The following is a 14,340-nucleotide window of genomic DNA, read 5'->3' on the forward strand; positions in this document are numbered from 1 at the left end:
CAGTTGCCAGATCTCTGGTATGCCTGCGCTTTTTCAGCCAAGCCCCTGAGTATGGGAAGGCTCCGCATTCCCATACTCAGGGGCTCACGCTTAAAGGTCTATCAGGCAACCACGGTTTTTGCCTTTCTACGGCGGATCAACACTGCTGTTAACTCGTAGTAATAGATGGTAGCTGGAGCTGAGCATCGCAAATAGTGCTCCAGAAACCATCTCACGTGCTTCTCTCTCCAGGACCAGGGAGTCGCGCAACCCCAGCGTTCACGAATCACCTCGTGCATCCTTTCTGCTTGCCTGATGTGCCGCTGCTGCGTGGCATGTGCACCTTTGAGCACGGGGCGCAGGAACAACGCTATGTCGAACTCGGCCGTCATCGCCGGCCTCCGATGTAGGCACTCACCACATCGATGCGGTTATGTCCCAACTCGTGGCTGATCTGCTTACGGGCTCGCTGATCGAGTGCTCGATCCTCTTGACGAACACGACCACCATTAACGGGTGCAGGAAAGCCGATTAGTTGCTCATAGCGCTCACAGGCGTAAGCCGCCCGCAGCTCATGAAAGCCTTTCAATCCATGTTCATGCAGGAGGTCCCGTGCCGGTCGCACAACTGATTGCATAAACTCTTTGTAGCTCTCGTTGGGAGCCAACAGGTTTCGACTGCCGCTGGGTGAAGCCTCCCAGGCCCTATCCAAGGCGCCACGGATTTGATCAGTGACCGCGATCCAGCGCGGTGCTGACGCGCCTGATCGACCACCTTTGGTGCCGTCTTGGATGTTGATCTTGCCCAGTTGCCCGGCCTCACGTTGCAGTCGGGGCAGGTCAGCCAAGATCGCTTCACGCAGGCGCATACCAGTCTCCCGAGCCAGATGCACAATTGCGGTCACTCGCTGCTGACCTCGCTCTGACAGTGCGCGTGCGATCAACTCGATCTGAGCACGATCTTGGCCTTGCGGTGCCTCCCCGCGCACGTTTGAGCGCTGCATACCCAGCGCCTTGCTCGGACTGGGGATTTTGACGTACTGATCACCGCGCAGCGCAGCCATCGTTCGGTTCACGCTTGACAGTCGGTTCTGCGCGGTGGCGATGCCGACGTTGCCCTGGTCAACCTGCTGCCTCATATAGGCGGCGTACCGCATGAGGATCTCGCGGTCGATCTGACGCGCGTCATTGAGCCTCGGCCCTTCCTCGGATCGACACCAATTCACGAAGGCCTGCCACCGATCACTATGGGCTTTGACGGTAGCAAAATGGCCGTCGCCAAACAGATCTTTCAGGGCTTGCGGTCCGGCATAGCTGAGCTGGCGACCGAAGCCGAAATTGCGCCCCGCTCGCTTACCGACGCGAGCCATTTTTCTGTTCCTGATCGACTGCAGCAAGCTCATGTAGAAGGGCTTGCCAGTGTGCACTCACAATAGCGAACTGGGCCCAATCAGTTGGACGGAAACAAAGCGTGTTGTTGGCGACGTAGAGTTGCGCGCCCTGCTCTTCCAACCATTGGATGATGGCTGTCGTCGAGGCAATAGTTTTGTGGGTAGTGGCGACAGCGGCGACAGCGGCGACAACCCTTGTCCTGCCTGGCTTTGAACGTGGCGACAAAGTGGCGACAGTAGCGGCGACACACCGCGCTTTCGGCTCCTTTTGGCGCTGAGCCAGATGGTTGCGTAGCGCTTCATCAATATTGAACATGGCGCACCTCGAAGGTGTGGCCGTCAGTGATGAGCCACTGATGATCAATCAATTCGACCAACAGCTTGGCGGTATGACGACTGCTCTTACGGGCAAAGCGGGGACCGTTGCGATTCAATTCACGAATACTGAAACGCTTCCAATCTTTGACCTGTAGCCATCGCAGCAACCGGTACGCCTCTTCCTTTACACCAAGCATCCGTTGTTGGCCTTGCGCGATTAAGCCTGATGCCACTTATGCGGAAGCAGTTGCTCGATTTAACTCGCTCGCTGCGTCGGCAGGCGCGTGAGAACATCTTTCAGATAGGCTTATGGATCATGACCATTCAGCCGCGCAGACTGGATCAAGCTCATGATCGCCGCAGCCCGTTTTCCGCTGCGTAGCGACCCGGCGAAGAGCGAGTTCTTGCGCCCAAGCGCCCATGGTCGGATCTGGCTCTCGGCCCAGTTATTGTCAATGGGGACGGCACCGTCATCAAGGTAGCGCGACAGCGCTGCCCAGCGTTTCAGGCTGTAATCCAGTGCCCTGCTGATAGCCGAACCTTCGGGCACGAGGTCGCGCACTTCGCTTTCGATTTCGTACAACAACTGGATGTAGCGCAGCGCCTGCTCGGCGATTTGGCTCTTATTAGTTGCGTGCAATTCGAAGAACTTGCGCCGGACATGGGCCATGCAGCCGATTTCGGTCACGCCGAGTTCGAAACTCGCCTTGTAACCGCCAAAGTCGTCGCAGACCAGTTTGCCTTTCCTGTTGTGCAGGAAGTTACGAGCATGCTCACCCGCGCGGCTGGGGCTGAAGTCGTAGACAACAGCAACTCTCGCAGGCTGTCGAATCGCCAGACTTGACCACCAATAGTGTGGACAAATTGAGCCATGTCTCAAATCCTCTTTGTTTCATGCCAGTCATGCAAAATGAGGTCCGTTGATAACCCGAACCCATTGAATCGACATGCATTTCAATTCGCCCAACTGCGGCTAAGCGAATGTACAGGGAGGGATCGCTGTCAGCGCTTGCCCTTACGTTCCAGCAATCGAACGCCGAGAGACAGCGGGAAGCACAGGGCGAAATACATCGCGCCCACCAGGATGTAGGTCTCCAACGGCATGAAGTACACCGCGCTGAGATCTTGTGCCCTCAGCATCAGATCTGGAGCCGCGATCAGCGATGCGACGGAAGTGTCCTTCAAGAGCGAAATAGCGACGTTGCCAATGGGTGCGAGAACGATCCTGATCGCTTGAGGAAGTACGACCCACCTCATTACCTGCACCCGCGGCATCCCGATGGCCTTGGCTGCCTCCATCTGCCCCTTCGGCACCGCTTCCAGACCTGCACGGTAGATCTCTGCGAGGTATGCAGCAGCGTTCAATCCCAAGCCAATGATTGCTGCGACGAACGAGCTGAACTCGATCCCCACAGCCGTGAGGCTGAAGTAAATGATGAAAAGCTGTACCAGCGCGGGCGTTCCTCTGAAGACCTCGATATAGATTGAGGCAGCACGCCTCAGTGGAGCGCTTGATGAACGTCTGGCCAGGGCCAGGACCAGCCCTACAATCAACCCGATTACTAGCGCACCGATTGCCATTTGCAAGGTAGCGAGTGCGGCAGCCAGGAGCTCTACGTGGGTTGCATCCCACAGTTCGCCGTATCCCATCTCAATTCTCCTTGACGACTTTCAAGCGGCGCTCGGTGCGAGAGGCCCAATAGGCAATAAACAGGCTCAGCGCGAGGTAGATGATCGCCAGCAGAAAATAGATAAGGTTGGTTTGATAGGTTTCACTCACCAGCATTTTTGCCTTGAAGGTCATCTCTGGAACCGCCGCAGCGGATGCCAATGAGGTGTCCTTGAGCAGACCGATGGCAAAGTTCGCCATACCTGGAATGGAAATCTTGAAAGCCTGCGGCAGCACGATGATGCGCATCGCCATGCTGCGAGTCATTCCAATGGAATACGCCGCTTCGGCCTGCCCCTTGTCGATAGTCTTGATGCTGGACCTGAAAACCTCGGACAGGATCGCGGCTCCGTTCAGCCCGAACCCGATGATGGCGGCTCCGACGGCAGGTAATGTGATGCCTATGTAGGTAAGGCCGAAATACAGGATGAACAGCTGTGTCAGGATCGGGATATTCCGAAATATCTCCAGGTAGCAGCTTGCGAGAAATCCCAACGTGCGGTGGCGTGAAAGCCGCATCAACGCCAGGCAAAAACCTAGCACTGCGGCGACGACGAAAGCAGCCAGGGTCAGCCCGACGGTGGTCAATGCGCCTACGCCGAGCACGTTCAGAAAATACGGCAACATCTCGAGGGTTTTGCCGAAGGCACTGCTATCAACCATGATCAGTGCTCCTGAACCGCTCGAATGAACGAGCGAGTTCGCTCGATTTCGCAGTCATGGAAAATCTGCCGAGGCGGCCCCTGCTCGATGATGTTCCCATCGGCCATGAACACCACCTGATCAGAAACGCTTTCAGCAAAACGCATTTCATGAGTGACGATAATCATCGTCATCCCTTCATCCGCAAGACTTCGCATCACGTTCAGCACTTCACCGACCAACTCTGGGTCGAGCGCAGAAGTCGCCTCATCAAACAGCATCAGCTTGGGTCGCATTGCCAACGAGCGTGCGATTGCGATCCGTTGCTGCTGCCCACCAGAAAGCTGCTCTGGGTAGGCATCACGCTTGGCCAGCATGCCGACCTTCTTCAAAAGCTCTTCAGCATGAGCGACTGCGTCTCTCCTCTCGCGCTTCTGTACCTTCATGGGTCCGAGGATGATGTTCTCCAGGACTGTGAGGTGAGGAAACAAATTGAAGCGCTGGAAGACCATGCCCATCTCAGCACGCATCCGGGCCAGATCTTTGTCTCCCATGGGCACCTTGCGGTTACCCACGAGCCGCTGGCCGATCAGTTCGTTATCCAGGTAGATACTGCCCTGAGTGGGCTCCTCCAGATAATTGATGCAGCGAAGTAGCGTGGTCTTGCCAGACCCACTGGGGCCAATGAGCGAAATCTTCTGGCCCTGTTGCACGGTAAGGTCGATGCCTTTGAGTACGTTCAAACTGCCGAAGGATTTGTGTAATCCCTCGACGCGCACCAGTGGGTTCATTACAGCCATGAGCGTTATCCGTAAGTGATGAGGCCGGTGTTAAAGCAGCGCTGTTCAGGCAAAGGCTTGGCTAAAGTCGCGAGGTTCGTGCTTGAACGGTCCTATAACATTGCCTTTCTCATCTCGGTCTACACCCAGTCGACCATCTTTGGCCATCGGTACAAGGTAGTCGTCATTCTTGATGCCGTATTTGGCAAGAATAGGCTTGATCTGATTAGTAGACTTCACCCAGCGAAGACCTTGGTTTACGGCATCGAACAGGTCCTGGTTTTGCGGATGAATGCCCCAGATCGCCTCGAACTTGCCGGTCAAGGCTGGGTATTTTTCATCGAAAACGATAGGTACTTGCTTGAGCTTCAGGCTTGGGTCCTGAAGGATCATGTAGTCGATGGTTGGGGCGTCCAGCACAGCAAAGTCAAGGCGCCCGGCCCGGACATCACGAAGACAAGCATCAGTGCCGTCATACAACTTGACCTCTTTCACACCCGGTACTTTTTTCATGTCCGGGATCGAGAAGTAACCGGTATAGCTACCGATGGTACGGCCCTTCAGATCAGCCACGGTCATTGACGTAGTGAAAGGCTCCTCATCACGCATCAGCAGGTAGGCGCTCGTGTAGAAAACCGAGTCAGTCAGCAGCAAAATTTTCGACCGCATGGGGTTCCAGGCAAAGTTACCGCCGAACCAATCTGCACGACCAGAACGAACGGCCTCAACAACCGCAGGGAAGCCCATAGTCTGAACATCCAGCTTCAGCTCTAGTCGGTCAGCAATAACCTTAAGCAATTCAAGGTCAGTACCAATAGGAACCCCATCACGCACAGCGCCCAGGGGCATTTCCCCGAGACACGCGGCGGTCAGATAACCAGGGCGAATGGTCTTGATTGGCTCACCGGCAGCGAACACTTTGGACATGGGGCCCAAGGCGCCCAATGCGACGGCGGCCATAGAGCCATAGCCGGTGGCCTTAAGAAAACCGCGCCTGGAGAAGCCCTGCGTAACAAATTTTGAGTCAGACATAGATCACCTACTAAAAATGATGAGCTCGGCAGAGTGGGTTCGATTGTTACGGTGGTCTCGATCCAGGCTGGACGTAGCAGCCGATCTTTGTGTTCGCAACCATGACAAGCATTACAATATCCACCTTAAAGAGAGTTTTTTTGCTTGTCAACGGTCGTTTTATCGGATAAAAATCATTAAAACTTAGGTAATTGTCTCGCTTGTTGCATTACAAGCATGACAATCAGGGAAAACACACCGTGAATGCATCTAACCAATTGCTAGATGACCTGAAAGCCAGCGCCGCTTTGCAGCGCGGCAACAGTGAGACGCTATATAAGCAGCTTGCAGACGCTTTGGCGGACGCTATCGAGAGCGGCAAGGTGCAGCCGGGAGACCGCTTACCGCCGCACAGGGACTTCGCAAGCGTGCTTGGATTGAACATCACCACCGTGACCCGAGCCATGGCGGTACTTCAGCAGAAAGGACTGGTGCAGAGCCGGCCTGGTCGCGGAACCCAGGTATCACTTCCTCGCCATCCCGCAGCTCAATTCCAATCCGCGCCGAGCAATGACCCGGACACCATCGATCTGAGTGTCAACCGCCCCGCGACAATAGGATTCAATCGAGTTTTGGCAGCGCTACTGCCTCGACTCCACGCAGACCCGCGCTTCATCGACATGAAGGATTACCATCCTTCAGAAGGCCCCCTGTGGGCCCGCGAGGCTGCTGCCCAGTGGTTATGTCATACCGGCGTACCCGCAGAAGCATCACGAATGCTGATCGTCGAAGGCGCCCAGCATGGGATCGCGAACACCCTTAGAAGCCTGACGAATGCAGGCGATGTGGTGCTGGCCGATAGCGTGACCTATCAGGGTATTAACGCCCTGTGTCGGTCACTTGGTCTGGTTCTAATTGGCGTCGACGCTGATGCCAGGGGCATGTCACCAGAGGCCCTGAAAATCGCATGCGACGAATATGATCCGCGCCTTGTTTTTTTGGTCCCTTCAATTCAAAACCCAACAGCCATTACGTTGGACCTGGAGCGCAGGGAAGCACTCGCAGCGGTGATTCGGGAGACCAACCTTCTGGTGATCGAGGACGACGTATATCGCCCTTTGCTGGATAGCTCTCCACCTCCATTTGTGAGCCTGCTGCCTGATAGGACAATCTATATTTCCGCTCTATCAAAATGCATCGCGCCAGGGCTGCGGATGGGGTTTGTTCTTGCACCGCCGCAGTTGGTTCAGGACATATCGACGATGCAACGAATCGATTGCTGGAGCACATCTCCGTTGACATCGCTCATCGCAGCAAAATTGATCGAAGAAGGTCACGCGGAACAACTGGTTACCGAGCAAAAAGAAGAGCTACGCGAACGGCAGTCATTGCTCGCAGAGCATCTGGATGGCCTGGAATTTCAGAACAGCCCCACAGGCACCCATGCATGGCTCATTTTGCCTGAACCGTGGATTGGCTCACGCTTTGCGCTCCTGTGCCAGGAACGAGGGGTGATCTTGCTTGCAGGAGGAGCATTCACCCTGAGGTCCGAGCTTTCACCTCAAGCGGTGCGGATCAATATCTCGGCAGCCCTTTCCCGAGAGCACCTCGTTAAAGCTTTGAACGTGATCAGCCAGCTCGCCCGGCAGGGTCACCTCTACATGCACAACCGGATCTGAACAGATGACACTGTCTATCAAAGGTGATGTGGCCGTCATTGGGGCCGGAATCGTTGGTGTTTCAACCGCCTTGTGGCTTCGACGCCAGGGCTACAAGGTTTTACTGATCGAACGCGACTCCATCGCCTCGGGCGCTTCGTTTGGTAATGCGGGAACGTTGGCGCCTTATGGCGTGATGCCTATCGCTCAACCTTCGATACTGACATCACTGCCGTCACTATTGTTTTCATCCGAATCACCTTTCGTAATCAACTGGGCGCGGCTACCTAAGCTGATGCCATGGTTGCTTAGGTTTCTGAACGAATGCAGAAACTCTCGATTCGAGGCGAACTCAAAAGCTTTGCATCAGATTCTCCAGCACGTTTACACCGGTTATGCGCCACTCCTGGACAAATGCCCGGAAGCGAATCGTCGTCTGAGCCACAACGGATGCCTTTATAGCTACGGCACGGATGCTGGTTTTGCAGGAGCCCAGCAAGCCATTGAATGGCGCCGTGCCTTGGGAATTCCTCAGCAAGTACTCACTGCTTCAGAAGTCGATCAAATGGAGCCTGCACTGGGAGGCAAGTCTGTCGCAGGCCTAATGTTCCCAGACTCATCCCACATGAACGATCCCAAAGCGTTCATTGAGGCACTCGCAGCTCCTCTGGTCGCCGATGGCTCACTCATCAAAGCCACAATCACGGGAATAAAGTCGGGGGCAGACGGCGTGACGTTGTCCAGCGCCAGCGGTGAAACCTATAAGACAGACCGAATAGTTGTATGCAGTGGCGCGTGGTCTGCTTTGCTGGCCGCCCAACTGGGTGACCGTGTCCCACTGGATACAGAGCGTGGATATCACATCGAATTTGATATGGATCAGCCACTGCTCAGCAGACCCTGCAGCCCTGTCGAGAACGCATTTTATATGACACCGATGGAGGGCCGCCTGAGAGTCGCGGGTACTGTAGAACTAGGCTCAATCAAAGACCCTGCGAACCCCAAAAGATTTGACTACCTGGAGCGCCACGTACGTCGGGTTATGGGCATCACAGCACCGGTGGCACGCCAATGGATTGGTTACCGCCCATCCCTTCCAGATTCCCTGCCGGTGATTGGGCCTTCGCCAAATGATCCCCGAGTGATTTATGCATTTGGCCATCAGCACCTTGGGTTAACTCTGGCAGGTGCAACTGGCGAGCTGGTTGCTCAATGCATTGCAGGAAAGGCTCCCGACTGGCTAGAGCATTTCTCGGTCAGCAGATTTTAACGATACATTCCATAGGAGAATTTTGATGAGCACCATCACGCGCCAACATACCAACAAGCGAATGAGCCAGATCGTGACGCATGGCGATACCGTGTATTTGGCAGGCCAGGTAGGCGATGAGCACGAATCAGTAGCGGACCAGACTCGTACAGCATTGTCTCGCGTCGATGCACTGTTAAAAGAAGCAGGCTCCTCGCGTGACCACCTGCTGCAAGTGACCATTTGGTTGGCTGACATGGCTGACTTTGAAGCGATGAACGAAGTTTGGGACGCTTGGGTGCCCGACGGACATGCACCGGCACGAGCATGTGGCGAGGCAAAGCTGGCTAACTCGCGACTGCTGGTCGAACTGCTTGTCAGCGCCGCTAAAGCCTAAAACAAGGCAAAAACCGTAATCGTGCGAAAACGTCATTTTTTCACGCGGCTACGTGAAATCCGAATCCAGCACCCTCTGCTCAAAACAGGGATTTCAATCTCAGACGTGTACTTTTCTGTCGTGAAAACCGAGACCGACTTTTTCAACAGAATCGGCCGGTTTCTGCCTGCTATCCCGAAAGCGGTAAATATGTCACTGCTTATCATGAACGCCAAGAAATGTTGCCAGATGGAACTTAACCGGCCGAGGGGAGGGTAAAGGAAGGTATTCCAATCAAAATTTAAAACAAACATTAACCATAATAATCAAGAGTATAAAAAACCGATTCAGATTACCCCAGCACTCATTTGCATCGCTCTTGACCAGGCGCTTGCATTCGACCTGACCAACGATTGCAACGGACTTGACCAGCACGCTTAGTAACCATGATCGGCAGAGAGCTGTTCATTGCTGCCGGTAACGACAGGCAGAAATTGGCCCATGGCGATCATTTTTTAATACCGGCCATGCCGCTACTCCGAAAACATCCGCGGAGCAGAAAGGCAGTGTCTTCGCGAGCCAACGCATCGAGGGGAATCTGCGGAGTAGACGAAAATATGCACTTTCAAGCCTATCCGATTTTACTTTCGGCATAGCGGTGGGGCTCCTCACTTCCGGTAGCCGAGTGCCATTCGGGTCGGAGTGATTTATTTTTATTCACTCCGCCCTCCCCTAATGCGTCAGTCGGGGCGGGGCAGGTCATATTTTTTCAGTTTGCTATAGAGGGTGCTCTTGGCGATATTCAATGCCTTGGCCGCGCGGGTCAGGTTGCCGCCCTGCTCGAGAATGACTTCGGCGATCACCGCTTTCTCGGCCGACTCCAGGGGATGGTCACTGGCTTCCTCAACTCTAGCGGCCGAAGCGCAAAGGGTCACCGGCAAATCGGCGGGGGTCAGTTCGCCGCCATCGCAGAGGAAATAGGCGGCCGTCACCAGGTTGCTCAACTCCCGAATATTGCCGGGCCAGGAGTGGCCTTCGAGCGCGGTCTGTAAATCCAGGCTCAGCCGCTTGGGTACGCCGCCATGCTGTTCGACCAGCCGTGCCAGGATATGCTCGGCCAGCAGGGTCGTGTCCCCCCGTCGTTCTCGCAGGGCAGGCAGGGTCAGGGTCATGGACGAGATGCGGTAGTAGAGGTCCATCCGGAAGCGCCCTGCTGCGACCTCCTCGGTCAGGTCGCGATTGGTGGCGGCGATCAGGCGGAAGTTCACCTTGCGTGGACGGGTTTCACCGACCCGGCAGATTTCCAACTCCTGTAGCACCCGCAGGAACAGGGGTTGCAGGTCCAGGGGCATCTCGCCGATCTCGTCCAGAAACAGGGTTCCCCCATTGGCGGCCTCGATCTTGCCGGTCATCCCGCCACGCCGGGCGCCGGTAAAGGCCCCCTCCACATAGCCAAACAGCTCTCCCGCTAGCAGGTCACGGGACAGGCCGCCGCAATTGAGGGCGATGAAGGCGCCCTCGCAATGGGGGCCGGCCTCGTGCATCGCGTTGGCAAACAGCTCCTTACCGACGCCGGTCTCGCCCTGCAGCAAAATGGGGATGGGCGCTTTGGCCAGGCGTTGCGCCTGCTGTACGGTTTTGAGAAACAGCGGGCTCTGGCCGATCAGACGAGAAAAGCCAGCATGACGGGTCGTCTCCTGGGTGCGTTTGTCGTCCTTCTCCACGCGCGTAGTGCGCGGTCTGGGAAAGGGGATCACCGCGAAGTAACCGATCGTTTCTCCACGGTGGCGGACCGGCTCGATCCATTCTCGCGCTAACCGCGGCAGAATCAGTTCCACCCGTGGCGCCAGACGCCCCTCCCCGTTCAGGGAGAGGACGGGACTATAGGGGGTAAGGTCCAGCTTGATGCCGTGCGCCGCCAGCACACGCTCCGCGTGCCCATTGCCGCGCACCAGTCGCCCCTCCAGATCCATCAGCAACAGGCCGTCATTGCCAGGGGACGTAAAGCGCCCCAGGGTTTCGCCCAACAGCAGTTCGCGCTTGGACAGCAGCAGGTGAGCCAGTTGCCCTTCGATACGGTGGGCACCGGAGACGGCCAGCGCCAGACAGTAATCGTGCTGGGTGTTCTTGAGCCCGGAGATATTGACTGCGCCGAGCACCTTGTTTTCGAAGGGATCCCTGATGACGGCGGCGGAGCAGGTCCAGTTGCTGATGTTTGCACAGAAATGTTCGTAGGCGTGTACCTGCACCGGAGAGCCAATACGCAGCGCCGTACCTATGGCATTGGTCCCTGCAACACTCTCGGCCCAGTTGGCGCCGGGCACGAGCCGGAATTGATTGGCCAGTTCCAGCGTCTTCGGATCGCCGTGGCTGCGCAGGATCACGCCGGAAGGGGCCACCAGGTGCATGATGGTGCCGGATTGGGCCAAGAGATCGTGGGCATCACGCATGATGGTTTCCGAGGCACAGATCAGCTCCTGGTGAGCGGCCCGGATCTTCTCCAATTGCGCACTCTTGAGGTCGATGGCCTGTTTGGCCACCAGGGGGTTCACCTCTTTAGAGACACAACGTTGCCACGAGGCTTTGATCACCGAGCGGACGGTTTCGTCGGGAAGGGTGCCGATGCTCAGTAACCGTTCCCGCGCATCGGCGATGCGCCCGGGTTGCTCAACAGCCACCGATCTGCGTAATGGCGGGTTCTGCTTCATGATAGTCACCCCTTTAATTCTATTTATTATTAGAGAAGCTGTTCTTAGCTTGACCCCACCTTGACCTATTTACAATTGTTGGTTCAGGCCAAATCTGCGCCGATGATGCACTCCTTCTTTCTCATCCCAACGCTACTACCTGGAAGAGTTCGATTAGCGGTCGATAGGCGACCGATTTTCGAACGCAATACCATCCACTAAAGTTGGTTTTTTTAAAAAAACGAATGTTTTCTATTGTTTTTGTTGGCTTATTTTTTGTTGGCACAACCGCTGCTATGTATTCAAGCAGTTGTCCAGGCCGGTGGGTTTGGATGACCTCATGTGCCGCTCCTGATCGGGAACGGGCAAACAGCGTCAGCAATCCGCAATAAGAATAATTAGAGGATATAACTTTGAATCAATTAGCGAATCCAGTAGAAGTCCTCGGTATTGATGCCGGTGGCACTATGACTGATACCTTTTTTGTGCGGGCCGACGGGACGTTTGTCGTCGGCAAAGCGCAGAGTAACGCCAACGAATCCCAGGCGGTGCTGGAGTCCAGCAAGGACGCCCTGGCCCATTGGGATAGAACGGTGGAGGATGTTTTCCCCGAAATGGTGACCTGCGTCTTCTCGGGAACCGCCATGCTCAACCGCGTCGTGGGACGCAAGGGGCTGCGTACCGGGCTGATCGTCAGCAAGGGATTTGAAGATTTTCACCGTATGGGGCGCGCCGTCCAGAGCTATCTGGGTTACGCCTTCGAGGATCGCATTCACCTCAATACCCATCGCTATGACGATCCCCTGGTGAGCATCAAGGACACCCGCGGCGTCACCGAACGGATCGACTCCAAGGGCAATGTGGTGATTCCGCTGCGCCTCCACGAGGCCCGGGAGGCCGCGCGGGAACTGATCGAGCAGGGCTGCAAGACGATCGTCATTAGTCTACTGAGCTCCTACCTGAACGGGCATCACGAAAAGGCCGTCCGCGATGTCTGCAAGGAAGTCGCCCGGGAGATGGGGGTCGAGATCCCGGTGTTCGCCTCCGTGGACTACTACCCGATGCGCAAGGAAAGCCATCGCACCAACACCACCATCCTGGAGGCTTACGCGGCCGAACCATCCCGCGCCACCCTGGGGACCATCAGCAACAGCATGAAGGATGTCGGCGGCCAGTTCGACCTGCGGGTCATGGCCAGCCATGGCGGCACCATCAGTTGGAAAGCCAAAGAGCTGGCACGATCCTTAGTATCGGGACCGATCGGCGGCGTGATCGGGGCCAAATTTCTGGGTGAAAAACTTGGCTACGAGAATATCGCCTGTTCCGACATCGGCGGGACCAGCTTCGACATGGCGCTGATCACCAAGAACAATTTCGCCATCCATAAAGACGGGGATATGGCGCGCCTGGTGCTTTCTCTGCCGCTGGTGGCGATGGACTCCATCGGTGCCGGCGCCGGGAGCTTCGTGCGCATCGACCCCCATGCCAATGCCATCAAGCTAGGGCCGGACAGTGCGGGCTATAAGGTCGGCACCTGCTGGCCGGAAGGGGGGCTCGATACCGTCTCCGTGACCGACTGCCACATCATCCTCGGCTATCTGAATCCCGAGAACTTCCTCGGCGGGATCCTGAAACTGGATGTCGAGCGGGCGCGGCGCGAGATTGAGCGTCAGATCGCCGCCCCCCTGGGGCTCTCGGTGGAGGACGCTGCCGCCGGGGTCATCGAGCTGTTGGATCTCTCCCTGCGCCAGCATCTGCGCGCCATGATCACCGGCAAGGGCTACAGCCCCTCCGACTTCGTCTGCTTCTCTTACGGCGGCGGCGGTCCCGTGCATGCCTATGGCTATACCAAGGGGCTGGGCTTCAAGGAGACCATCGTGCCCGCTTGGGCGGCCGGCTTCTCCGCCTTCGGCTGTGCGACCGCCGATTTCGAGTATCGCTACGACAAAAGTGTCGATATCGGTATCAACGAGAAGTCCACCACCGAGGATATCACCGCAGCAACTACCACCCTGCAGGCGGCCTGGAACGAACTGCGCATCAAGGTTCTGGAAGAGTTCCGGATCAACGGTTTCAAGGACGAGGAGGTCACTCTGACCCCCGGTTACTCCATGCAATACCTGGGGCAGTTGAACGATCTGGAAATCGATTCGCCGGTGGCGGAACTGTCCGGTGCCGAGGACTGGGACGACCTGGTGCAGTCGTTCAACGATACCTACGCGCGGGTTTACGCCGACGCCGCGCGATCGCCGGAATTGGGTTACGGGATCACCGGCGCCATCATGCGTGGCTCCGTGGAAACCAAGAAACCGAATATTCCGGAGGAGCCGGAAGCCGGCCCTACTCCACCTCCTGAATCACGCTTGGGTACCCGGCCCTTCTATTACGAAAAAGAGTGGGTCGACGCCGCTATTTATCATATGGAAAAGCTCAAGCCCGGTAACGAAATAAAAGGTCCTGCGGTCATCGAATCCGATGCCACTACTTACGTTATACCGCCGGGATTCCAGACTTTCCTGGATGTGAACCGTCTGTTCCATCTGATCGAATGCTAACTACCCAATTATAAATATAACAAGTAG

General features: G+C 56.2%; 12 protein-coding genes and 2 pseudogenes. 4 read left to right on the plus strand and 10 right to left on the minus strand.

The genetic code is table 11. The features are described from left to right. Positions 1 to 101 precede the first annotated feature (101 nt). The 9 genes and pseudogenes from AC07W0_RS00365 to AC07W0_RS00405 all read right to left on the minus strand — a co-directional run bounded on the left by AC07W0_RS00365 (position 102) and on the right by AC07W0_RS00405 (position 5,809). Positions 102 to 371, minus strand: coding sequence for a hypothetical protein (locus AC07W0_RS00365; RefSeq protein WP_102616928.1), 270 nt, complete (start codon positions 369 to 371; stop codon positions 102 to 104). After that, complete coding sequence (locus tag AC07W0_RS00370; RefSeq protein ID WP_102616929.1) at positions 368 to 1,348, minus strand: integrase domain-containing protein; 981 nt, start codon at positions 1,346 to 1,348, stop codon at positions 368 to 370. Before AC07W0_RS00370 ends, AC07W0_RS00365 begins: the two co-directional genes overlap by 4 nt. Next, positions 1,332 to 1,685: a hypothetical protein gene (locus tag AC07W0_RS00375; protein ID WP_102616930.1), complete on the minus strand. Its 354-nt coding sequence runs from the start codon at positions 1,683 to 1,685 to the stop codon at positions 1,332 to 1,334. The genes AC07W0_RS00370 and AC07W0_RS00375 overlap by 17 nt, the downstream gene beginning before the upstream one ends. Next, positions 1,672 to 1,878: pseudogene (locus AC07W0_RS00380) on the minus strand (YfjI family protein); the annotation flags it as partial. The gene AC07W0_RS00375 and the pseudogene AC07W0_RS00380, both read right to left, overlap by 14 nt. 65 nt (positions 1,879 to 1,943) lie before the next feature. Further along, positions 1,944 to 2,540, minus strand: a pseudogene (locus AC07W0_RS00385) (IS66 family transposase); the annotation flags it as partial. Between the two features lie 149 nt (positions 2,541 to 2,689). Then, on the minus strand, positions 2,690 to 3,337 hold the full coding sequence (locus AC07W0_RS00390) for an amino acid ABC transporter permease (protein ID WP_017847364.1): 648 nt from the start codon (positions 3,335 to 3,337) through the stop codon (positions 2,690 to 2,692). Position 3,338: 1 nt separating this feature from the next. Continuing rightward, positions 3,339 to 4,019 carry an amino acid ABC transporter permease gene (locus AC07W0_RS00395; RefSeq protein ID WP_017847363.1) on the minus strand — a complete coding sequence of 227 codons (681 nt, stop codon included), beginning with the start codon at positions 4,017 to 4,019 and terminating at the stop codon, positions 3,339 to 3,341. A 2-nt stretch (positions 4,020 to 4,021) separates the two neighbouring features. Next, entirely contained in the window at positions 4,022 to 4,798 is a 777-nt protein-coding gene (locus AC07W0_RS00400; RefSeq protein WP_017847362.1) for an amino acid ABC transporter ATP-binding protein, read from the minus strand. A 45-nt stretch (positions 4,799 to 4,843) separates the two neighbouring features. Continuing rightward, positions 4,844 to 5,809, minus strand: a complete 966-nt coding sequence (locus AC07W0_RS00405; protein WP_017847361.1) for a substrate-binding periplasmic protein — start codon at positions 5,807 to 5,809, stop codon at positions 4,844 to 4,846. A gap of 239 nt (positions 5,810 to 6,048) precedes the next feature. Between AC07W0_RS00405 and AC07W0_RS00410 the strand changes: the two genes are divergently transcribed. From AC07W0_RS00410 to AC07W0_RS00420, 3 genes are read left to right on the plus strand one after another with little or no spacing between them, the layout of a single operon-like run. Continuing rightward, on the plus strand, positions 6,049 to 7,467 hold the full coding sequence (locus AC07W0_RS00410; RefSeq protein WP_102617007.1) for an aminotransferase-like domain-containing protein: 1,419 nt from the start codon (positions 6,049 to 6,051) through the stop codon (positions 7,465 to 7,467). 4 nt (positions 7,468 to 7,471) lie between these two features. Continuing rightward, positions 7,472 to 8,716, plus strand: a complete 1,245-nt coding sequence (locus AC07W0_RS00415) for an NAD(P)/FAD-dependent oxidoreductase (protein WP_102616931.1) — start codon at positions 7,472 to 7,474, stop codon at positions 8,714 to 8,716. Positions 8,717 to 8,741: 25 nt separating this feature from the next. Continuing rightward, positions 8,742 to 9,092, plus strand: a complete 351-nt coding sequence (locus AC07W0_RS00420) for a RidA family protein (protein ID WP_017847357.1) — start codon at positions 8,742 to 8,744, stop codon at positions 9,090 to 9,092. A gap of 719 nt (positions 9,093 to 9,811) precedes the next feature. Here the strand turns inward: AC07W0_RS00420 and AC07W0_RS00425 are convergent. Then, a complete protein-coding gene (locus AC07W0_RS00425) occupies positions 9,812 to 11,779 on the minus strand; it encodes a sigma-54-dependent Fis family transcriptional regulator (RefSeq protein WP_052743382.1) in 1,968 nt (655 codons plus the stop codon). Positions 11,780 to 12,171: 392 nt separating this feature from the next. Between AC07W0_RS00425 and AC07W0_RS00430 the strand changes: the two genes are divergently transcribed. After that, positions 12,172 to 14,313, plus strand: a complete 2,142-nt coding sequence (locus tag AC07W0_RS00430) for a hydantoinase/oxoprolinase family protein (protein WP_102616933.1) — start codon at positions 12,172 to 12,174, stop codon at positions 14,311 to 14,313. Positions 14,314 to 14,340: the final 27 nt, after the last annotated feature.

The organism is Pseudomonas sp. GW704-F2, assembly GCF_059423025.1.

Excerpts from the sequence above, each read along its gene's own strand:
- AC07W0_RS00365 (WP_102616928.1), bottom strand. The coding sequence starts at position 371 with ATGACGGCCGAGTTCGACATAGCGTTGTTCCTGCGCCCCGTGCTCAAA.
- AC07W0_RS00370 (WP_102616929.1), bottom strand. The coding sequence starts at position 1,348 with ATGGCTCGCGTCGGTAAGCGAGCGGGGCGCAATTTCGGCTTCGGTCGC.
- AC07W0_RS00375 (WP_102616930.1), bottom strand. The coding sequence starts at position 1,685 with ATGTTCAATATTGATGAAGCGCTACGCAACCATCTGGCTCAGCGCCAA.
- AC07W0_RS00390 (WP_017847364.1), bottom strand. The coding sequence starts at position 3,337 with ATGGGATACGGCGAACTGTGGGATGCAACCCACGTAGAGCTCCTGGCT.
- AC07W0_RS00395 (WP_017847363.1), bottom strand. The coding sequence starts at position 4,019 with ATGGTTGATAGCAGTGCCTTCGGCAAAACCCTCGAGATGTTGCCGTAT.
- AC07W0_RS00400 (WP_017847362.1), bottom strand. The coding sequence starts at position 4,798 with ATGGCTGTAATGAACCCACTGGTGCGCGTCGAGGGATTACACAAATCC.
- AC07W0_RS00405 (WP_017847361.1), bottom strand. The coding sequence starts at position 5,809 with ATGTCTGACTCAAAATTTGTTACGCAGGGCTTCTCCAGGCGCGGTTTT.
- AC07W0_RS00415 (WP_102616931.1), top strand. The coding sequence starts at position 7,472 with ATGACACTGTCTATCAAAGGTGATGTGGCCGTCATTGGGGCCGGAATC.
- AC07W0_RS00420 (WP_017847357.1), top strand. The coding sequence starts at position 8,742 with ATGAGCACCATCACGCGCCAACATACCAACAAGCGAATGAGCCAGATC.
- AC07W0_RS00425 (WP_052743382.1), bottom strand. The coding sequence starts at position 11,779 with ATGAAGCAGAACCCGCCATTACGCAGATCGGTGGCTGTTGAGCAACCC.